This is a genomic window from Propioniferax innocua, from assembly GCF_006716235.1.
GTDB classification, from domain to species: domain Bacteria; phylum Actinomycetota; class Actinomycetes; order Propionibacteriales; family Propionibacteriaceae; genus Propioniferax; species Propioniferax innocua.
The window spans coordinates 654,617-673,928 of record NZ_VFOR01000001.1 but is presented as its reverse complement, the minus strand read 5'-3'; the positions used below and the strand labels follow the sequence as shown (position 1 = coordinate 673,928).

Genomic DNA, 19,312 nt, shown 5'->3' with positions numbered 1-19,312 from the left:
GCGCGGGGTCTCGTCGGTCGCGTGATCGGGAGGATCGGGGTCAGCGGTTGCTGAGTTCCCTGTTGTCGCCGTGTTCACCGCCATCATCGTTGGTGAGTTCACCGTGACCATGCTCGGCGTTCTCGTGATCGGTGTGGGCACGGCCCTCGGCGATCTCCTCGGCCGATGGCTTGAGCGCGTCTGTCTCGTAGAAGAATCGGCTCCAGCGAGCCCGATTCTTCGAGACCCCACCCTTGGTGCGGACGCCATGGGCGTCAGTGCTGGGGGAGGCCTCGACCGGGACGTGCTCCCGATGCTGGCTGAGTGTGAAGGCCTCGTCGTCGCTGAGGTTGACGTGGTGCTCGAAGTAGCCACCGTCGGGCAGACGCTCCATGTCACCACTGGGCGAACCATGCGTCAGCAGCTCGTTGTCACGACGCTGCAGTGAGACGCAGATGCGCTTGGTGACCAGGAAGGCCACGATCGGGCTCACGAAGATCATGATGCGCAGGAACCACGTGATCGCGTTGAGCGACAGTTCGAAGTGGGTGGCCATGAGGTCGTTGGCACCACCGAGCTGTGCGCAGAAGTACGCGGCGATCGCAGCCACACCGATCGCGGTGCGCGTCGGCGCCTGGTGCGGAAGCTGCAGGAGGTGGTGTTCCTCCTTGTCTCCGGTGACCCACCGTTCGATGAACGGGTAGAGGGCCATGCCGGTGAACAGGGCACCGAGGATGCCGACACCGGGGATGAAGATGTTCCACGACCAGGTCAGGCCGAACCAATAGGTCTCCCACGGAGGCATGATTCGCACACCGCCCTCGGCCGCACCCATGTAGAAGTCCGGTTGCGAACCGGCGGTGACCTGTGCCGGGTTGTAGGGACCGTACTGCCACAGCGGGTTGATCTGCATGAAGGTGGCCATCAGAACCAGCACGCCGGAGACGATGAAGAAGAAGCCACCGGCCTTGGCCATGTACACCGGGAACATCGGGTAGCCCACGACGTTCTTCTCGGTGCGCCCGGGCCCGGGGAACTGCGTGTGCTTGTGGTACACAACCAGCGCCATGTGCGCGGCCACCAGGCCGAGAAGCAGCCCGGGGAGCAGGAGGATGTGCACCATGTACAGGCGCGAGATGATCAACTCGCCGGGGTACTCGCCACCGAAGACGAAGAACTCGGCCCACGTGCCGATCAGCGGGAACGAACGGATCATGCCGTCCGCGAAGCGCAGACCGGTGCCCGAGAGAAGGTCATCCGGCAGGGAGTAGCCGGCGAAGCCCTCGACGGCACCCATCGAGATGAGGCCGACGCCGAGGAGCCAGTTCAGCTCACGCGGCTTGCGGAACGCGCCGGTGAAGAACACACGCATCATGTGCGCGAACATCGCGGCGACGAACAGCAGGGCACCCCAGTGGTGGAGCTGACGGATCAGCAGACCGCCCTTGATGTCGAACGAGATCTCCAGGGTCGAGGCGAAGGCCTCGGACATGTGGAGCCCCTTCAACAGCTGGTAGGAGCCGTCGTAGGTGATCTCGGCCATCGACGGGCGGAACCAGATGGTCAGGAAGACGCCGGTGATCAGGCAGATGATGAACGAGTAGAGCGCGACCTCGCCCAGCAGGAAGGACCAGTGGTCGGGGAAGACCTTGCGCAGGTTCTTGCGACCGAGGGCAGCCAGGCCCACACGGTCGTCCAGAGCCGTCACGGGGGATTCGAGCTTGGCGAAGGGGCGAGGCCCCTTGGCCGCGGTCGACGCCTCCTGCTCGGGCGCGGTGTCGACGCCTCGCGTCGACGCATCACGGGTTGTCGGTTTCGCCATGCTCACTCACCCTTGTCGTGGATGTGCTGTTTACGTTCGGGGTAGCTCGGGCCCACCGGGATCTCGAAATCGGATGTCGCGATGAGGTAGCCCTCGTCGTCGACGGTGATGGGGAGCTGGGGCAGCGCGCGGGCGGCGGGGCCGAAGACGACCTTGCCGCTGTCGCCGAGGTCGAACGTCGACTGATGGCAGGGGCACAGCAGGTGATGGGTCTGCTGCTCCCACAGCGAGATCGGGCAACCGACGTGCGTGCAGATCTTCGAGTAACACATGATGCCGCCCACGTGCCACGAGGAACGACGCTCGGGTACGCGGATGGAGTTGGGGTCCATGCGCACGATGATGATCGCCGACTTGGACTTCTCGTTCATGTAGCTGAACTTCTTGAGCTCCTCGGGGCGCTCTGCCGGCTCGGTGCCCTTCAGTTCGGCAAGATTCTCGGGCTGGGCATTGATCAGCTGGCCGATCTCCATGTCCGAGGCCTTGATGGGCGTGTAGGTCACGTCATTGACCAGACGCACCGGCTTCTCGGGAGTGGCCAGGTGGAACAGCGTCCGTTCGATGGTCTCGGCGCGGCGCGAGGGCGTCGGCCAAGGGCCGAGGTCGGCCAGGGTGACGAGGGGAGCGACCGCGACGACGCCGATGGCTCCACCCAGGGCGCGACCCATGAGACCACGACGCGAGATACCGCTGTCCGCGATGCCCTTGTCGACCTCGGCCATGGTGGCCTTGCGGTCTTCCTCGGAGGAACGAGCCGGGTGACGCTCCTCGATGAGCTCTTCGTCGTTCATGAGCATGCGTGCCCACTGGACGGCGCCGAGACCGATGAGGAGGACGGCCGCGCCGAGCGTCAAGCCCATGCCCAGATGTGCGGCGGGCGTCTGGATTGGCCCGAAGTCGACCATCGGGCCGCCTTCGGTGACGTCGGGGACGGCGAAGTAGATGACGATGAAGGCGATGGCCAGCACCGGGGCGGCAATGAACATGCCCGTGATCTGCTTGGCGATGTCATCGCCGACCTTCGGTTCGGCGTCGGAATAACGCTCGATGTGCTCCTCGAGCCCCGGATCGGGGACAGGATGCTCGTACAGGGTCCCATTGGACTCCCGCTCGGCCACCAGCTCGGCGGCGGTGCGGTCGTTGGCGTCGACGGGGGTCGAGCGGTTCTCGCCGCCGGTCATCTTGTCACCGCTCATGTCGTTGTTCTGGCTCACTTGGCTCGGGCTCCCTTCGAGGCGATCCATCCGGCGATGACCATGAGGCCACCCACACCGAGGATCCAGGCCCAGAGGCCCTCACCCACGGGGCCGTTGCCACCCAGGTCCATGCCGCCACGGTTGGGCTGGGCGTCGATGTCCTTGAGGTAGGCGATGATCATGCGGACTTCTTTATCGCTGAGGTTCTCCTGCGAGAACACCGGCATCTGCTGCGGGCCGACGCGGAGAGCCTCATAGATGTGACGCGGCTCCACATCGGTCAGCGGAGGAGCGTAACGCCCATCGGGCAGTGCGCCACCAAGACCTGCGTAGTTGTGGCAGGCCGAGCAGTTCGTGCGGAAGATCTCGCCACCTTCGGCGACCTCCTCCTCGGTGAGACCCGCGGTGTCGTACTGCTCCGGCTCGGGAACCGCGACGCCGGGGCCGAGGCTCCCGACATAGGCGGCCAGCGCGGCGATCTCCTCATCGCTGAACTTCGTCGGCTTGCGCGGCGCCTGCTGGGCCGGCTTGGCCATGGGCATGCGGCCGGTGGAGACCTGGAAATCGACCGATGCCGAACCGACACCGACCAACGACGGTCCCTGGCTGGTTCCCTCGGCATTGAGCCCGTGGCAGGAGGCACAGTTCACCGTGAACAGCTCCTCGCCATGGGTCACCTGGCGAGCGACCTCGGTCTCGGCCGAGGACTTTCCGGCGGGGGCCACAGCCATGTAGCCGACGCCCACCAAGAACAGAGCAAGGACCAGCATCAGGGGGCGCGCCAGCGGATGTCGCCGGCGGGAAGTCAGGAAGTTCACGATTGTCCCTTCGTCAGAGCGGTGCGCGGACGCATCATTTCAGGAAGTAGATCACTGCGAACAGCACGATCCACACAACATCCACGAAGTGCCAGTAGTACGAGGTCACGACGGCCGAGACGGCCTGTTCGTGCGTGAACCTCTTGGCGAGATAGGTGCGGCCGAGGATGAACAGGAAGGCGATGAGTCCACCGAGCACGTGGATGCCGTGGAACCCCGTGGCGAGGTAGAACAGCGATCCGTACACATCCGACGACATGGTCAGGCCGTGCGAGTACAGCTCCGCGTACTCGAAGGTCTGGCCACAGATGAAGACCGAGCCCATCACGAAGGTCAGGATGTACCACTCGCGCAGGCCCCACTTGCTGAGGTTGAGCAGTCCGCCGGTGCGTCCGGCCTGGCCGCGTTCGGCCGCGAACACGCCCATCTGGCATGTCACCGACGACAGCACAAGGATGGTGGTGTTCGCGACGGCGAAAGGCACGTTGAGCAGCGCGTGACCACTCGCCCAGAGCTCACCGCCGGTGGACGCGTTGATCACCTGCCGCACCGTGAAGTATGCGGCGAACAGTGCCGCGAAGAACATGAGCTCGGACGCCAACCACACGACGACGCCCACGGCGAGCATGTCGGGACGGCCCTTGACACCGTGCAGCCGTGCGGGAGCGATCTTGTGCAGCGCGCCCGAGGGAAGCGCTGAAGTCTCTGAGTTAGCCACAGGGGCCATTATGTACAACAAGAGCGATTCGGTCACGTTGTCCACGCAGGCTGCCGGTCACCGGCGTCGTCACCGTCTCGTTCGCGCTATGGTGAACCGGTCCAGGGAAGTCGTCAGGTGAGGAAATGCGATGAGTGGCGCCGGTAGTGCTGAACAAGGTGAGGCTGTGAAGGTGCTCGTCTACTCCGATGACCGCAATGTGCGCGCTCAGGCGCGTTCGGCCATGGGGCGGCGAGTGGCGTCGGACCTCCCCGAGATCGAGATCATCGAGTGCGCGACGGCCAATGCCGTGGTCGCGAACGCCGACACCGGCGAGATCGACCTGTTCATCCTCGACGGTGAATCGACCCCCCACGGCGGGATGGGGCTCTGCCGCACGCTGAAGGACGAGGTCGTCGACTGCGCCCCCGTGCTCCTGATGGTCGCTCGCCGGGATGACGCCTGGCTCGCCTCGTGGTCGCGTGCCGAGGGCATCGTGAGCCACCCGGTGGATCCGGTACGGATGCCGCAGGAAGTGGCCAGGTTGCTGCGTGGCCGACTCGCAGGAACCCCTGCGACTGCATGAGCGTGCACGGCCCCGAGAGCGAGGCGACCAACCGCGTACGCCCGTACCAAGCCCCGAAGCCCGGCGGGCTGAACTGGCCCGACATCCTGACCTCCCTCGTGGAGGGGTGGGGACTGTCCGACGAGGGCCTGCGCTGGGCCATGACCGAGATCCTCAGTGGTTCGGCGACTCCGGCTCAGTCAGCCGCGCTGATGGTTGCCCTGCGCGCCAAGGGCGAGGATGTCCGTGACATCGCGGCCTTCGTCGACGTCATGATGGAGCAGGCGACCCCGATCCAGTTGAGCAATGATGCCGTCGACGTGGTGGGGACCGGCGGCGATCGGAAGAACACCGTCAACATCTCGACGATGTCGGGCATCGTCGCTGCCGCGAGTGGAGCCCGAGTCATCAAGCACGGAAACCGTGCGGCGTCCTCGAAATGCGGCACCGCCGATGTGCTCGAAGCCCTCGGGGTGGTGCTGGAGCTGGATCCGGCGAAGCAACAGGAAGTGCTCGACACAGTCGGATTGGCCTTCCTGTTCGCGCCGATGTACCACGCGTCGATGCGCTTCGCGGCAGGTCCGCGCAAGGAACTCGGGATCCCCACGGTCTTCAACCTCCTGGGGCCCTTGTCCAACCCGGCAAAGCCCCAGGCCCAGGCCATGGGAGTGGCGCACGAGCCGATCGCGCGTCTGATCGCCGAGGTGATGGCGGAGCGTGGCACCCGCGGCATGGTCTTCTACGGGCATGGCGGTCTGGATGAACTCACCACCGCCGACACATCAAGGGTCTTCCTCATCAACCATGGGCGGGAACGGGAGTACCTTCTGGACCCACTGGATCTGGGCATCCCACGCTGCGACCTCGAAGATCTCGTCGGTGGCGAACCCGAAGTGAATGCGCGGGTCTTGCGCGAGACGCTCGGAGGCAAGACCGGCCCGGTGCGTGACATCGTGCTGCTCAACGCAGCCGCAGCGCTGCTGTCCTTCGAAGGGCCGGATGTGGATCGTGACGTGACCGAACAGCTTGAACCGCTCCTGGCGCGTGCCGCCGCCGTGATCGACGATGGTTCGGCGCTGCGTCGGCTCGATGACTGGGTCGCCCTGACCCGACGCCTGGACGCAGAGGCCTGACCCGGCCGGTTCAGGGCCACAGAAGCGCCACGAACGGGCCCGCCCACAGGCTCGGCCCGTAGGGGAACACGCCCCGATTCCCTGCGAGGCGATACATGATCCCGTGGCATGCACCCAGAGCGGTTCCGACCATGAGTGCCGCGGTGAGGAACTGCCAGGACTCACTGGCAGCCGCTGCCCCGACCGGCCCCATCAGCCGGACATCGCCGAATCCGATGCCGCCGAGTCGCCACACGAGCCAGAACCCGACGCTGGTGAGCACTGCCCCGACCAATGCCCGGAGGCCGGCTCCGGCGTCCACTGCCCACACCATGGGGATCATGACGGCCGAAGCCAGCCACATCGGCTGACTCAACCGAAGCGGCAGCCATGTGGTGCGCGCATCTATGCAGACCTGGAGTGCGCCGGGCACCACGAGCGCAAGCCACAGGGCGGGGTGGGCGGCCTGCCAACCGACCAGTACGCCGGCCACGGCTCCGATCAGTGCGGTGAGTGTGGCGAACCCCGGCGTCGCGAGCGCACCGTAGTCGGGTGCGCCGCTGCTGCGTGGAAGATGACGCAGGATCGTCCCCGAAGCACAGCCGGTGGCGAGTGCCGCGCTCACCAGCGTCAAAGCCCAGATCATGCTGCAACCGGGGTCGGGCGGCCGAGATCGATGACATCGATGGCGGACAGGGCATCGGCCAGAGCCTGTGGGACGCGCCGCGGCACGGGCCCGATCCCCATGCGTCGAGCGAGACGACGGGGCCAACCGGCGTGGTCGAGGATGACCCACCACGGCACACCGCTGTGGGTGCTGAGATGGAACAGATGGTCGCGGACGGGGACGGCGTCGACCCATGCGACCGCGGAGGTGTCGAGCGGATCTGGGCCGGGATCCCAGTTCTCGTGGATGATGTGGGCCGCTGAGGTGCGATTCATGGACGTTCTCCCTTCGTCACCCCGTACAGGCCGGTTCAGAACCCCGACTGTGACCGCATTCGGTAACGATCCGGACACGGAAACGGGACGTGGCCTCTGTGGTCACGTCCCGCTCCTGTGCTGGGCGCTGTGCGTGGGTCAGCGCTGGGCCTTGGAGAAGCCAGCGGCCTCGGCCGAGGCCTCGTCGACGAACCACACATCGGCGATGGTGCGCTCGTAGCCACCGGTCTCCGGGGTGTGGTACTTCTTCGACCGGTCGTTGCCCTTGATGGTGTAACCGGCCGGGGGCTCAGCGCCCACGTAGGAACCGGCACCGTACTTGGAGGTCTCGTCCGATGCGGTGGTGTCGGCGGTCTCGGCGGCCGACGGCACGGTCACCGGTTCGCCGAAGGTCTGTGAGGACGACTTGTCTGCAGTGGCGTGGGCCGGCTCGTAGGTCTGCCACTCGGCGTCGTTCGAACCCAGGAACTTCTTCCACACCACGTAGCCGACGATGCCGACCACCGAGAGGACGAGAACCGGGATCAGCGCCTTCGGCAGGCCCTTCTTGACGGGCTTGTTGGCCTGCTGGAGCTTCTTGATCTGCTGCTTCTGGAGCTTCTCGATCTTCTTGCGCGACTTCTTGGGGAGCTCGAGCTCGCCGGAAAGAGCAGCCTTGGCAGCGAGGAGACGGAACTGGGTCTCCTTGGTCTTGGGGTTGTCGCTCGCTTCAGCGAGGGCATCCCCGAGTCGGGGGAGCATGTCGGTGTATCGGGCGCGGGCAGCGTCCATCACGGGGGTCAGAGCTTCGCGAGCCTGATCGGCGGCCTTCTGGCCCTGTTCCCGGGCGGCGTCGGCGAACGGAGCGATCTTCTTGGCGCCCTGATCGAACAGGGGGCCAAGCGCTGCGTTGGCCTCGGCGAGCAGAGCGGCCGGATGAGTGTTCTCTGCGGCGGCTTTCTTCACGTTGTCCTCCAGACAATTGAGTGTTCCCGCCGGTCATGCACTCGGTGAGTGCGGCAGGAATGACTGCAACGCTACCGGGCCGACCGGAGCGGTGTCTTGTCGGGCATGCAAGGATGGAACCTCACTGCACTCGCTCGTAAGGAGTACAACGTGGCAAAGACCGCGGTCCTGCATACCAATCATGGGGACATCACCATCAACCTGTTCGAGAACCATGCCCCCAAGACCGTCGAGAACTTCGCCGGCCTTGCGACCGGCACCAAGGAATACGCCGACCCCACGACGGGCGATGCGACGACGGGCAAGTTCTACGACGGCCTCATCTTCCACCGCATCATCGACGGCTTCATGATCCAGGGCGGCTGCCCGCTCGGACGCGGCACCGGCGGCCCGGGCTACCAGTTCGGTGACGAGTTCCACCCCGAACTGCAGTTCGACCGCCCCTACCTGCTCGCCATGGCCAACGCCGGCCCGGGCACCAACGGCTCGCAGTTCTTCATCACCGTGGCCCCGACGCCGCACCTGAACAATCGGCACACGATCTTCGGTGAAGTCGCCGATGACGAGAGCAAGGCCGTCGTCGACGCCATCGGCAAGGTCCAGACCGGCCCCATGGACCGCCCGGTCGAGGATGTCGTCATCAATTCGGTCGAGGTCAACTGACCGTGTCCGACCCCGCCGATCGACCCGACTTCACCTGGGAGGAATTCAACCGGGCCGCCGAAAGCGAGGCTCCGCGTGAGGAGAATCGCTTCCAGCCCTGTTATCGCCACCCGGATGCGAGCACGGGAATCACCTGCCAGCGCTGTGGCCGTCACATCTGTGGCGCCTGCATGGTTCCGGCATCGGTCGGCTTTCACTGCCCCGAGTGCCGTGGTGGGGACGCCAAGCGTTCCCACCACGGCACCTCGCGGAGCGGCCCACCTGTGACGGTTCCCTTCGCCGGAACCGGCATCTGGCAGGGGGCGACGCCCTACCTCGCTCTCACCATCGGCATCGTGGGGCTGCTGGACCTGATCCTTCAGGGGCTCCCCTTCGCCCTGCTGGGGTGGGCCGCGGATCCGATCGCCTCCGGGCAGGTGTGGCGCCTGCTCACCAGCGGGCTCGTGACCGCCGGCCTCTTCAACACCATCATCACCACGCTGTTCATCTTCTGGGTCGGACGGACCGCGGAGGCCCAGATGGGCGCCGGCCGGTTCCTCGCGCTCTTCGGACTGTCGACGCTCGGGTCATCGCTCGCCCTGTCCGTCATGCAGCCCGTACCGATGTGGTACGCATCGTTCTCCGCAGTCCTGGGACTTCTCGCCGCCATGGCGGTGCTCAAGCACCGCGTCGGCCAGGACATCCGCGGTGATCTCATTCTGTTGGGCCTCATGGTGGCGCTCAACGTCGTGATCGGATTCCGGGGCGGCGGTGCGGCTGCACACATCGGCGCCATCGCCCTTGGTGCCCTTGGCGGTTACATCGTCGGATATGTCCGCGAGTCCCGTGCCCAATGGACCTGGCTCGGCGTCGCCGCCGCCGCGACCTTCGCCGGTGGCGTCGCCGCCGCCGTGCTCCTCTGAGGTGGGTCAGCCCGGTACTTCGGTGACAGTGGGCAGGGGGAGCGGCTCGAGATTCGGTGGGCGCAGGAGCCAGAACTCCAACGCGAGCCCGCCCACGCACACCGCGATCAGGAGCGCGAGAGCGATCCACCAGCGACGCAGCGAGCGGTGCGCCCGAGGCATGTAGGCCGAGGCGCCCGTCGTGGGCGGCGCGTCCTGGCGATCTTGTTCCGTGAGGGCTTGTTCCCTGCGGGCACGGTCCATGCGGTTCATTGTGCCCTGTGCAGGTCCGCTCCCTGCAGATGGAGCGGCCATTGCAGATCGCCCTCCACATACAGCAGCCGGACACCCGGTCGCTCCAACCAACCGGCCACCTGTCGGGCCTCTTCCACGGTGCCCGCGGGCAGGGGGCCGACCGGGGGAGCGACATCGGTGGACAGGGCAGCGGTGTGCTCGGCGACCTCCGGCGGGTACTCGCCGCGGCGCGCGACCGTTGCCCCCACGAGTCGGCCGTGTCGGATCACATGCACCTCCCATCCGTCGGGTGCCCATCCATGGCTGACCGGCGCGCACGCCCGGATCTCGGGGCAGGCCGCCACCGTCGCCACACGGTGATGCCGGATGAGCGCCTCACGCCACTGCTGGATCCGGTCGCGGTCGGTTGCGGCCGCCTCGAACCGTTCGGCTTCGCTGTGCTCGACCATGTGGGAGTGAAGAGCCGCTTCGAGTGCGCGGCCATCGCCGTTCATCGCCGTGCGCACACGCTCCACGACCCCGGAGTAGGAGGCGGCATCCACGGTGCCGTCGCAGGGCGCGACGCAGCGTCCCAGCTCTTTGAGCGCACAAGGGCTGGATGGGGTCCTCGGGGAGAGCCGCTGCGTGCACTGGCGTACCGGGAATGCGTCGTGGAGTGCCTCGGCAACGGTATCGGCCATGGCGCGGGAGAAGGGCCCGAGGTAGGTCGCGTCGTCGCGGACCTGTCGGACGATCGACAGCCGGGGGAACGGTTCATCGGTCAGTTTGACCCAATGTCCGCGGCGTGGCTGTTTGGACCGTCGGTTGTAGCGGGGCTGATGGGCGTCGATGAGCCGTAGTTCGGTCACCTCGGCCTCCAGCGGGGTGGAGCACACGGTGGTCTCGACGCGTTCGGCCGCCCGGATCATCTCGTCGATACGGCGACGATTCTCCGACGCGGTGAAGTACGACGAGACCCTCCGACGCAGATCGACCGATCTTCCCACGTACAGGACTTCACGATCGTCGCCCGCGCCACGTTCGAACCGGTAGACCCCCGGAGCCGATGGCACGTCTTTGGCCAAACCGGCCTTGCGTCGACGCTGCTCGGGGACTCGACGCTGATGCTCGGCCAGTTCGGTCACCGAATACACCCCACGATTTCCGAGCCGCTCGATCAGGTGGTGCAGGACGTCCACCGTGGCGCGGGCATCGTCGAGCGCGCGGTGTGTGGGGCGGGTGGGTGAACCGACGAGGGCGGCGAGCGTCCCGAGCCGATGATTGCGCACCTCGCCCGGGGCGAGGACCTGTCGTGCCAGCTTGAGGGTGTCGAGCACCGGGGGCTGAGGCCATCGGTACTGCAGGTCGATGCAGGCGCGGCGCAGGAAACCCATGTCGAAGGCTGCATTGTGCGCCACCATCACGCAGCCACTGCTGAACTCCAGGAACGAACCGAACACTGCGGCGAGCGGTGGAGCCGACGAGACCATCTCGTTGGTGATGCCGGTGAGCCGCACCACGGCCGGGTCGATGCGGACGCCGGGGTCGACCAGCGTCTGGAACTCGCCGAGCACGGAACCGCCACGAACCTTCACCGCACCGATCTCGGTGATGGCGGCGGCACCGCGCCCGGTCGTCTCCAGATCGACAACACAGAAGGTCGCGTCCTGGAGGAGAGCGCCACGGGAATCTGCACTGCCATGGGCATCGCCGACACCTATCGGGAGATGCTCCTGGGCCGGGTTCATGCCGCTGACCGTAGACACGGGGTCCGACAAAATCGAGCGGCACGCCGGGGCGAATCGGTTTGCGCGTGACCAGACCGTGACCTACTGTTATCAACGCTGTCACGCGGGCGTCGGGAAGCGTCTGCCGGCCGCCGTAACGGTCGAACGGGGCCGTATCTGACAACACCATCTTGCTTTGTTGCGCCGCTGTGCGGCTGGGGAAGGACTGAGCGTGGCTCGAGATCTCAGGTCGGCCATCCGGTACGGGGCCGTCGGTGCCTGTGCGGCCGCAGTGTTCGTGACAGGTTTTCCGCTGGACGCCAGCGCCGATCCCGATGCGGTCCAGGAGGCCAAGGAACGCGTCGAGGAACTTGAAATGGAGGCCGCCGCCCTCGATCAGGAGGCTGTCGGTGCCCAGGAGAAACTCGATGAGGCCAAGGAACGGCTGAGCACCCAGAAGGAAGATGTCGCCGAACAGGCCGAGAAGGTCAAGGAGATGAAACGGCAGGTCGGCAAGGTCGCCGTCACGCAGTATCAAGGCCGTCACATCGATCCGACGACGCAGGTCTTCCTCGACAGCCAGGACGATGAGTTCCTGAGCCGATACGCCACCGTCCAGCAGGTCAACAGCAACCAGAACGACGTGCTGCAGACCTACCAGATCGAGCAGGCGAATCTCAATGACATGCGGCGCAGCGCCGAGACCGATGTCAAGACCATCGACGAGCAGACGCAGAAGGTCAAGGAAGCTCGCGACGCCTCGCAGGAGAAGCTCGATGAGGCGCAGAAGGAGCTTGACCGTCTGACCGAGGAGGAACGTCAGCGCCTCGAGGAGATCGAGCGGAAGGAGCGCGAAGAGGCCGAGCGTGCTGCCCAGGAGGCCGCCGAGCAGGAGGAGGACTCCGCCGATGAGTCCCCTGATGGCGGTACCGGCTCGGATCGTGGTTCCGACGCGGGAAGCTCTGGCAATGGCGGCTCTGGTTCCAGCAGTTCCGATGGCGGGTCCGGCGTCGATGTGCCGCCCGGGTCCAGCAAGGGTCAGGCCGCTCTGGCGTTCGCCAAGGCTCAGATCGGCAAGCCCTACATCTTCGGCGGCACCGGCCCCAGCGGATATGACTGCTCGGGTCTGACCGGTGCGGCGTGGTCGTCGGTCGGCGTCAGCATCCCGCGTACCTCGCAGGCGCAGTTCGGCGCCGGTAGCTCGGTGAGCAAGGGCGACCTGCAGCCCGGTGATCTCGTCTTCTATTACGGCGGCATCTCGCACGTGGGCATCTACGCCGGCGGTGGCCAGATCGTTCACGCGTCGCGTCCTGGCAAGCCGATCGGCTACGCCCCGCTCGACTCGATGCCGTATGCCGGAGCGCGCCGCGTCGGCTGACACCTGCGGTGATGTCCTGATCATCACCAACGATTTCCCTCCGGGGGTCGGGGGGATCGAGGTGATGGTCCAGGCGGTGTGTGACGCCCTCACCGCGGCCGGGCATCGAGTGACCGTACTGACCTCGGCTCCCGGAGCGACACTGCTGCCGACGGGGCGGACCGCTGAAATCGCTTCCTGGCTGGCCCGCAGCACCCGAGCCCGCACGGTGGTGTTCGGGGCTGCTGCGCCCTTGGGCCTGTTGGCTCGTGACCTGCGTCCGCATGTGGACCGCATCATCGCGTTGTCCCACGGCCACGAATGTTGGTGGGCCAGTGCCCCCGGCGCACGTCGCCTGCTGCGTCGCATCGGTGATGACGTCGATGTGTGGACCACGATCTCCAGTCACACCGACGGCATGATCGCTCCCGCGCTGTCACCTGTGGCACGACGACGGATGACACGGTTGAGCCCCCCTGTCGACCTCGACCGGTTCCACCCCGCCCCCATTCCGCGGACCGGGCCCCCCGTCGTGCTCGCAGCCGCGCGACTCGTCGCGCAGAAGGGCATCGACGTGCTCCTGCGGGCATGGTCGCTGCTCGATCACGGCACCGGAGCGGGACGACCGATCCTGCGCATCGTCGGGGACGGGCCACAACGGCGTCGCCTGGAACGCATGGCCCCTTCCGGGGTGGAGTTCTGGGGTGAGCGTCCGCATCGGCTGATGCCCGAGATCATGCGGGACGCTGACGTGTTCGCCCTTCCGGTGCGTTCCCGGCTCGGCGGTTGGTACGCCGAGGGGTTCGGACTGGTGTTCGCCGAGGCACAGGCCTCGGGGGTTCCGGTACTGGCCGGCGACTCCGGAGGAGTGCGCGATGTGGTTCAGAACGGCCGGACCGGGTATGTCCTCGACTCCACCGACGTACAACAGTGGGCCGAACGACTCGCCGAACTCGTCGAGGACGCCGATGGGCGACGCGCCATGGGCACGTTCGCGCGACGACATGCCGCCCGCTTTTCACACCAGGGATTCGCCCGAAAGGTGGTCGAGATGGTCCAGCATGCCGGCCCCACGGTTGCCGATGCGGCCTCGGACAAGGCAGGCTGACCCAAGGTCCACATGCTGGGCGCATCCCGTCTGGTCCAGGAGAAGAACAGAACCATGAGCTCGAGCACTCCCCGCCGCGCCGCCGGCCCCCTGCCTGAATCCCGCAGCCTCGGACGCGGGTCCGCCATGGCCCTGTTCTCCGGGGGATCGGGTGTGGTCGGGCTGATACTCGTGGCCCTCGGCCTGCTGGTGCTGGTGGACCGCAACCTGGCCATGGGAGTCATGGTTGCCGCTCTGGGAGGCATCCTTGCCACGATTGGCGTGATCGGAGTCATCGTCGGCCTCGTGGTGATGGCACGCGGCGAGACCGATGACGAGAGCCGTGCCGGTGATGAGGATCTGGCGATGGTCGGGAGTTTCGTCGAGGATGACGGCGAGGATCAGACCGGGATCCTTTGAGGCTTTCAGCGTCCGATCGTGGTGATCTCCGCGCCGATCGTGGTGCTGTCGCCGTGGCCGGTGTGTACGACGGTCTCCTCGGGAAGGGTGAACAGCTTGGCCCGGATCGATTTCACGATCACGTCGGCGTCGCTGAAACTGCGTCCCGTGGCGCCAGGACCGCCCTGGAACAGGGTGTCGCCGCTGAACACGGCTCCCAGCTCGGGCACGTACAGGCACACCGCGCCCGGTGCGTGACCGGGGGTGTGGAGCACCTGCACCTGTGTGCCGGCGACGTGGAGCGTCTCGCCATCGGCCAGATCATCATCCCATTCGACGCCGGGGTGGGTGAGTTCCCACAGCGGGGCATCGTCGCGGTGCAGCAGGATCGGGGCCTCGTAGCGTTCGGCCAGTTCTGGCGCGATGCGGACGTGGTCGTCGTGGGCGTGGGTGCACACGATCGCCAGGACACGTCGGTCACCGACGAGCTCAGCGATGGGGGCGATGTCGTGCGGGGCGTCGATGATGATGCACTCCTGGTCGTCGCCGAGGATCCAGACGTTGTTGTCGACATCGAAAGTCTCGCCGTCCAAGGAGAACGTGCCGGAGGTGATGGTGTGGTCGATGCGTGCGGTCATGATGATTCCCTTCAGAAAGTGACGACCGAGCGGAGAACGTCGCCGCCGTTCATCGTGGCGAAGGCGTCCTCCACCTGGTCGAGAGTGATCCGTTCGGTGACGAAGGCGCCGAGATCAAGACGACCCTGCAGGTGGAGGTCGATGAGCATGGGGAAGTCCCGTTCGGGCAGGCAGTCGCCGTACCACGAGGACTTGGTGGCGCCTCCGTGGCCGAAGACATCCAACAGGGGCAGCTCCACGGTCATCTCCGGTGTCGGGACGCCGACGAGCACCGCGGTGCCCGCGAGATCACGGGCCTTGAAGGCTTGGAGGAATGTCTCGGGGCGGCCGACGGCGTCGATGACGACGTCGGCGCCGTTCCCATCGGTGAGTTCCCGAATGGCCTCGACCGGATCGGCCACGCTGCTGTCGACGGTGTGCGTGGCGCCGAAACTCTTCGCGCGGGCGAGTTTGCGGTCGTCGATGTCGACGCCGATGAGCGTCGTGGCACCCGCGAGTTGGGCACCCATGAGGGCGGCCATGCCGACGCCACCCAGTCCGATGACTGCCACTGAATCACCACGCTGGACATCGCCGGTGTTGATGGCCGAACCGATGCCCGCCATGACGCCGCAGCCGAGCAGCCCGGCGACGGCGGGCTCGGCCCGTTCGTCGACTCGCGTGCACTGCCCGGCAGCGACCAGCGTCTTCTCACAGAAGGCGCCGATGCCCAGGGCCGGGGACAGGGGAGTGCCATCGGTGAGCGTCATCGGCTGCGTCGCATTGTGGGTGTCGAAGCAGTACCAGGGGCGGCCCTTCTTGCAGGCACGGCACTGGCCGCAGACGGCACGCCAGTTCAGTACCACGTAGTCGCCGGGGGCGACATCGGTGACGCCTTCACCCACGGACTCCACCACGCCTGCCGCTTCGTGGCCGAGCAGGAACGGGAACTCGTCGTTGATCCCGCCCTCGCGGTAGTGGAGGTCGGTGTGGCAGACGCCACATGCCTGGATCTTCACCACGGCCTCGCCGGGCCCGGGGTCGGGGATGACGATGTCGGTCACCTCGACGGGCTGTTGCTTGGAACGGGCGATGACGCCCTTGACGGTCTGGGACATTACTCCTCCTCGTATCGACCGGTGTGAATGGTCGGGCGGCTTCACCTGCGACTCTAGCCAGCTCATTGGAAGGTGGTGAACCGGCAGGTGGGGTGATGGCGGGCCACGTTTGCCGTGTGTCGGCGCCCACGTGGCATCATTGCCCGAGTCGGCAGGGTCGGTCCGAGGTGGGCAGATTGTGTGGGCACCGAGCGAGGAGATGACATTGAACGGCTGGTACTGGTTCTTCAAGGCGTTGTTGTGGATCCCCATCCAGATCCTTGCCCCGACGAAGGTCTCCGGCGCCGAGAACGTTCCCGACAAGGGGCCCGTCGTTTTGGCCGGCAATCACATCTCCTACGCCGAGACCGTGTTGATCCCCGCGAACCTGCGTCGTCGAGTGACCTTCCCGGCCAAGGCGGAGGCGTTCAACATGCCCGGTGTGGGGGGACGCCTCCTCGGATGGTTCCTGCGAGCCATCGGCCAGGTGCCCATGGACCGTTCCGGCGGGCGGGCCAGCGCAGCGTCGATGGATGAGGCCAACCATGTGCTCACCACCGGTGGCGTCCTGGGCATCTTCCCCGAGGGCACTCGTTCGCCCGATGGCCGTATGTACAAGGGGCGCACCGGAATGGCCCGACTGGTGCTGCAGAATCGTGTCCCGGTGGTTCCCGTCGCCTCGGTGGGAACCGAGATCGTGCGCGGCCCGCTGGGCATTCCGCATGTCCGCAGCCCGCGTATCCGCTACGGCAGGATGCTGGATTTCACGCCCTGGGCCGACAACGCCGGTGACCGTGAAGTGCTGCGTTGGGTGACCGACACCACGATGGCCGAGATCCAGAAGCTCTCCGGGCAGCGTTACGTGGATGCCTACGCCAGTTCGGTGAAGAGCGGCATCCTCACACCCGAGGAGGTGGAGGCCCGCATCGCTCCCGCGCCCGGGTGGAACCGTGAGCGTCCACTCACCGACGCAGAACGCCTCGCCGTGCAGACAGCGGCCAAGGAATCCGGCGTCGATCACTGAGTGGTCGCTTGTGTCAAGGGCACTGAGTGGTCGCTTGTACCAACACTCGGAGTGATGTGCCGGGTTGCGCCGGGGCATCTATGCTTGCGCCCGTGTATGACATCCCCAGCCTTGCCGACCTGCGTGCCCGCCAGCCCAAGCAGCAGCCTCGCTATGAGGATGCCGCCGAATTGGAACGTGCTCTCGCGGCTCTGAGCAGTCGTCCTCCCCTGGTGTTCGCCGGGGAGGTCGACGATCTTCGTGACGGGTTGGCCCGAGTCGCGCGTGGTGAGGGATTCCTCCTGCAGGGCGGTGATTGCGCCGAGACCTTCGCCGGCGTCACCGCTGCGAACCTCAAGAACAAACTTCGGGTGTTGCTCGCCATGTCGCTCGTGCTCACCTATGCCGCGCAGGTTCCTGTGCTGAAGGTGGGGCGCATCGCCGGGCAGTACGCCAAGCCCCGTTCGAAGGACACCGAGACCCGAGTGATCGATGGTCAGGAGGTCACCCTGCCGTCGTTCCGTGGCGACGCGGTGAACGGTTTCGAGTTCACCGCCGAGGCACGCCGCAACGATCCGCAGCGCCTGCTCGACGTCTACAACGCCTCCTCGGCCACACTCAACCTGACGCGTGCGTTCGTCAGCGGCGGTTTCGCCGACCTGCGCACCGTCAACACGTGGAACTCAGACTTCGTGCGCAATGCCAATGGCGCAGGGGAGCGCTACCAGGCGCTCGTGGAGGAGATCGAGGCGGCGCTCGCCTTCATGGTGGCCTGCGGGATCGATGACGAGCAGATGCACACCGTCGACTTCTACTCGTCCCATGAGGCGCTGCTGCTGGACTACGAGCACGCTCTCACTCGGATCGACTCCCGCTCGCAGCTGCCGTACGGCACCTCGGGTCACTTCCTGTGGATCGGTGAGCGGACCCGTGAACTCGATGGTGCCCACGTGGAGCTGTTGCGCCATGTGCAGAACCCGCTGGGTATCAAGCTTGGTCCCACCGCCACGGCTGAGGACGCCATCGGTCTCGCCGATCGGCTCGACCCAGACGGCACCCCCGGCCGCATCACGTTCATCACCCGCATGGGGGCCGGTCGCATTCGGGACGTCCTGCCCGATGTGGTCGAGGGAGTCCGAGCAACCGGGCGCGAGGTGGTCTGGGTGACCGATCCGATGCACGGCAACACCTACACCAGCAGCACCGGCTACAAGACGCGCTCCTTCGCCGATGTCGTCGACGAGGTCAATGGATGGTTCGATGTGCACGACCGGCTGGGCACCTGGCCCGGTGGTATCCACGTGGAGCTGACAGGTGAGGATGTGACCGAGTGCGTCGGCGGGACTCATGATCTGGCCGAGGCTGATCTGGCACACCGTTACGAGACTGCCTGCGACCCGCGGCTCAACCGCAATCAGTCGCTGGAGTTGGCCTTCATGGTGGCCGAACGGCTACGCACCGGGCTGCAGGGCCGGAACAATCCCGTGCAGCAGTTCTTCGCGCGCGAGCTCTGATCTCGGATGCAGCCTCGTTGGCGCTGAGGCCTCACTCGGGGGCGGTGATTGACACCGTGTTGACGGAGTCCGAACGTCCGCCGGTGCGGACACGGACGCCCACATGATGCAGGGGAGTGCCGATCGCATCCTCGGCATTGGGCAGGACGACGTCCTCCAGAGAGGTCAGAACCGCGGTGATGTCGGCGCGGTCATCCACCGAGACCTGGATGAGGAGTTCGGGTGCGGCTGCGGCACCGAACAGGAGCACCTTGGCGTGGGCGACACCGGTGAGCCCGGTGGCGTCCTGGGCGATGGCGTGGCCGAGAGCCGAGGCATCCACAACCGTGGTGCCCGACGTGTCCGCGTCGACCGGGGGCTGCCACGAGTAGCCTGAGACGCTGCCACGGCGTGGCATCTGCCGCAGCCCGAACCACGTGCCCAGCAGCATGATGAGCAAGCCGATCCCGCCCAGCAGGCAGGCTCCGGCTGTTCCGGTGAGCGGGGGGACGATGATGCGCCCCTCCGGGGCCACCAACCCGAGGAGGGAGAGCAGCCCCAGTCGCGATTCGGTGAGGACCGCCAACCACCCGAGCCCGCCCACGAACAGAAGCAGGCCGAGAACGGTCAGGATGAAGCGGTTGAGACCGCCGGTGACGTGGTGCAAGGTGGACCCCC

The 19,312-nt window shown here is 66.4% G+C and carries 20 protein-coding genes and 1 pseudogene; 9 read left to right on the top strand and 12 right to left on the bottom strand.

Annotated features, from left to right (window positions below):
• Window positions 1-40 precede the first annotated feature (40 nt).
• The 4 genes from qcrB to ctaE are packed head-to-tail and all read right to left on the bottom strand — an operon-like array spanning window position 41 to window position 4,542.
• Window positions 41-1,801: a cytochrome bc1 complex cytochrome b subunit gene (gene qcrB, locus FB460_RS03150; RefSeq protein ID WP_142092641.1), complete on the bottom strand. Its 1,761-nt coding sequence runs from the start codon at window positions 1,799-1,801 to the stop codon at window positions 41-43.
• Between the two features lie 2 nt (window positions 1,802-1,803).
• Window positions 1,804-2,997 carry a cytochrome bc1 complex Rieske iron-sulfur subunit gene (gene qcrA, locus FB460_RS03145; RefSeq protein WP_246044218.1) on the bottom strand — a complete coding sequence of 398 codons (1,194 nt, stop codon included), beginning with the start codon at window positions 2,995-2,997 and terminating at the stop codon, window positions 1,804-1,806.
• Between the two features lie 14 nt (window positions 2,998-3,011).
• On the bottom strand, window positions 3,012-3,815 hold the full coding sequence (gene qcrC / locus FB460_RS03140; protein WP_142092640.1) for a cytochrome bc1 complex diheme cytochrome c subunit: 804 nt from the start codon (window positions 3,813-3,815) through the stop codon (window positions 3,012-3,014).
• 34 nt (window positions 3,816-3,849) lie between these two features.
• Entirely contained in the window at window positions 3,850-4,542 is a 693-nt protein-coding gene (ctaE, locus tag FB460_RS03135) for an aa3-type cytochrome oxidase subunit III (RefSeq protein WP_170209983.1), read from the bottom strand.
• A gap of 121 nt (window positions 4,543-4,663) precedes the next feature.
• On the opposite strand from ctaE, the gene FB460_RS03130 reads away from it, so the two are divergent.
• Both FB460_RS03130 and trpD read left to right on the top strand, forming a co-directional pair.
• The gene (locus tag FB460_RS03130; RefSeq protein ID WP_142092639.1) at window positions 4,664-5,098 is read left to right on the top strand and encodes a hypothetical protein; all 435 of its coding nucleotides are present in this window, start codon (window positions 4,664-4,666) and stop codon (window positions 5,096-5,098) included.
• Window positions 5,095-6,210 (top strand): anthranilate phosphoribosyltransferase, encoded by a 1,116-nt coding sequence (gene trpD, locus FB460_RS03125; protein ID WP_142092638.1) that lies wholly within the window; start codon window positions 5,095-5,097, stop codon window positions 6,208-6,210. The genes FB460_RS03130 and trpD overlap by 4 nt, the downstream gene beginning before the upstream one ends.
• Before the next feature lie 10 nt (window positions 6,211-6,220).
• On the opposite strand, the gene FB460_RS03120 is transcribed toward trpD, so the two are convergent.
• The 3 genes and pseudogenes from FB460_RS03120 to FB460_RS13480 form a co-directional block, all read right to left on the bottom strand.
• Window positions 6,221-6,835, bottom strand: coding sequence for a prepilin peptidase (locus FB460_RS03120; protein WP_170209927.1), 615 nt, complete (start codon window positions 6,833-6,835; stop codon window positions 6,221-6,223).
• The gene (locus FB460_RS13000) at window positions 6,832-7,131 is read right to left on the bottom strand and encodes a hypothetical protein (RefSeq protein ID WP_170209926.1); all 300 of its coding nucleotides are present in this window, start codon (window positions 7,129-7,131) and stop codon (window positions 6,832-6,834) included. The genes FB460_RS03120 and FB460_RS13000 overlap by 4 nt, the downstream gene beginning before the upstream one ends.
• 138 nt (window positions 7,132-7,269) lie before the next feature.
• Window positions 7,270-7,443, bottom strand: a pseudogene (locus FB460_RS13480) (sunset domain-containing protein); the annotation flags it as partial.
• A 783-nt stretch (window positions 7,444-8,226) separates the two neighbouring features.
• Between FB460_RS13480 and FB460_RS03110 the strand changes: the two are divergent.
• On the top strand, window positions 8,227-8,739 hold the full coding sequence (locus FB460_RS03110) for a peptidylprolyl isomerase (RefSeq protein WP_142092635.1): 513 nt from the start codon (window positions 8,227-8,229) through the stop codon (window positions 8,737-8,739).
• Between the two features lie 2 nt (window positions 8,740-8,741).
• A complete protein-coding gene (locus FB460_RS03105) occupies window positions 8,742-9,641 on the top strand; it encodes a rhomboid family intramembrane serine protease (RefSeq protein WP_142092634.1) in 900 nt (299 codons plus the stop codon).
• A 6-nt stretch (window positions 9,642-9,647) separates the two neighbouring features.
• On the opposite strand, the gene FB460_RS03100 is transcribed toward FB460_RS03105, so the two are convergent.
• Together FB460_RS03100 and FB460_RS03095 are read right to left on the bottom strand one after the other, a co-directional pair.
• On the bottom strand, window positions 9,648-9,884 hold the full coding sequence (locus tag FB460_RS03100; RefSeq protein WP_142092633.1) for a hypothetical protein: 237 nt from the start codon (window positions 9,882-9,884) through the stop codon (window positions 9,648-9,650).
• A gap of 5 nt (window positions 9,885-9,889) precedes the next feature.
• Complete coding sequence (locus tag FB460_RS03095; protein ID WP_142092632.1) at window positions 9,890-11,602, bottom strand: DEDD exonuclease domain-containing protein; 1,713 nt, start codon at window positions 11,600-11,602, stop codon at window positions 9,890-9,892.
• Window positions 11,603-11,813: 211 nt separating this feature from the next.
• On the opposite strand from FB460_RS03095, the gene FB460_RS03090 reads away from it, so the two are divergent.
• The 3 genes from FB460_RS03090 to FB460_RS03080 are packed head-to-tail and all read left to right on the top strand — an operon-like array spanning window position 11,814 to window position 14,445.
• Window positions 11,814-12,959, top strand: coding sequence for a C40 family peptidase (locus FB460_RS03090; RefSeq protein WP_142092631.1), 1,146 nt, complete (start codon window positions 11,814-11,816; stop codon window positions 12,957-12,959).
• On the top strand, window positions 12,934-14,046 hold the full coding sequence (locus FB460_RS03085; protein WP_142092630.1) for a glycosyltransferase family 4 protein: 1,113 nt from the start codon (window positions 12,934-12,936) through the stop codon (window positions 14,044-14,046). The genes FB460_RS03090 and FB460_RS03085 overlap by 26 nt, the downstream gene beginning before the upstream one ends.
• A gap of 54 nt (window positions 14,047-14,100) precedes the next feature.
• On the top strand, window positions 14,101-14,445 hold the full coding sequence (locus FB460_RS03080) for a hypothetical protein (RefSeq protein ID WP_142092629.1): 345 nt from the start codon (window positions 14,101-14,103) through the stop codon (window positions 14,443-14,445).
• Between the two features lie 5 nt (window positions 14,446-14,450).
• Here the strand turns inward: FB460_RS03080 and FB460_RS03075 are convergent, their stop codons facing one another.
• Together FB460_RS03075 and FB460_RS03070 are read right to left on the bottom strand one after the other, a co-directional pair.
• Window positions 14,451-15,062 (bottom strand): MBL fold metallo-hydrolase, encoded by a 612-nt coding sequence (locus FB460_RS03075; protein WP_142092628.1) that lies wholly within the window; start codon window positions 15,060-15,062, stop codon window positions 14,451-14,453.
• 11 nt (window positions 15,063-15,073) lie between these two features.
• Complete coding sequence (locus tag FB460_RS03070) at window positions 15,074-16,159, bottom strand: S-(hydroxymethyl)mycothiol dehydrogenase (RefSeq protein ID WP_142092627.1); 1,086 nt, start codon at window positions 16,157-16,159, stop codon at window positions 15,074-15,076.
• 130 nt (window positions 16,160-16,289) lie between these two features.
• Between FB460_RS03070 and FB460_RS03065 the strand changes: the two genes are divergently transcribed.
• The gene (locus FB460_RS03065; RefSeq protein WP_211345804.1) at window positions 16,290-17,162 is read left to right on the top strand and encodes a lysophospholipid acyltransferase family protein; all 873 of its coding nucleotides are present in this window, start codon (window positions 16,290-16,292) and stop codon (window positions 17,160-17,162) included.
• A gap of 80 nt (window positions 17,163-17,242) precedes the next feature.
• A complete protein-coding gene (locus FB460_RS03060; RefSeq protein ID WP_142092625.1) occupies window positions 17,243-18,655 on the top strand; it encodes a class II 3-deoxy-7-phosphoheptulonate synthase in 1,413 nt (470 codons plus the stop codon).
• Between the two features lie 31 nt (window positions 18,656-18,686).
• Here FB460_RS03060 and FB460_RS03055 read toward each other — a convergent pair whose 3' ends face one another.
• Window positions 18,687-19,301, bottom strand: coding sequence for a hypothetical protein (locus tag FB460_RS03055; protein ID WP_142092624.1), 615 nt, complete (start codon window positions 19,299-19,301; stop codon window positions 18,687-18,689).
• Window positions 19,302-19,312 lie beyond the last annotated feature (11 nt).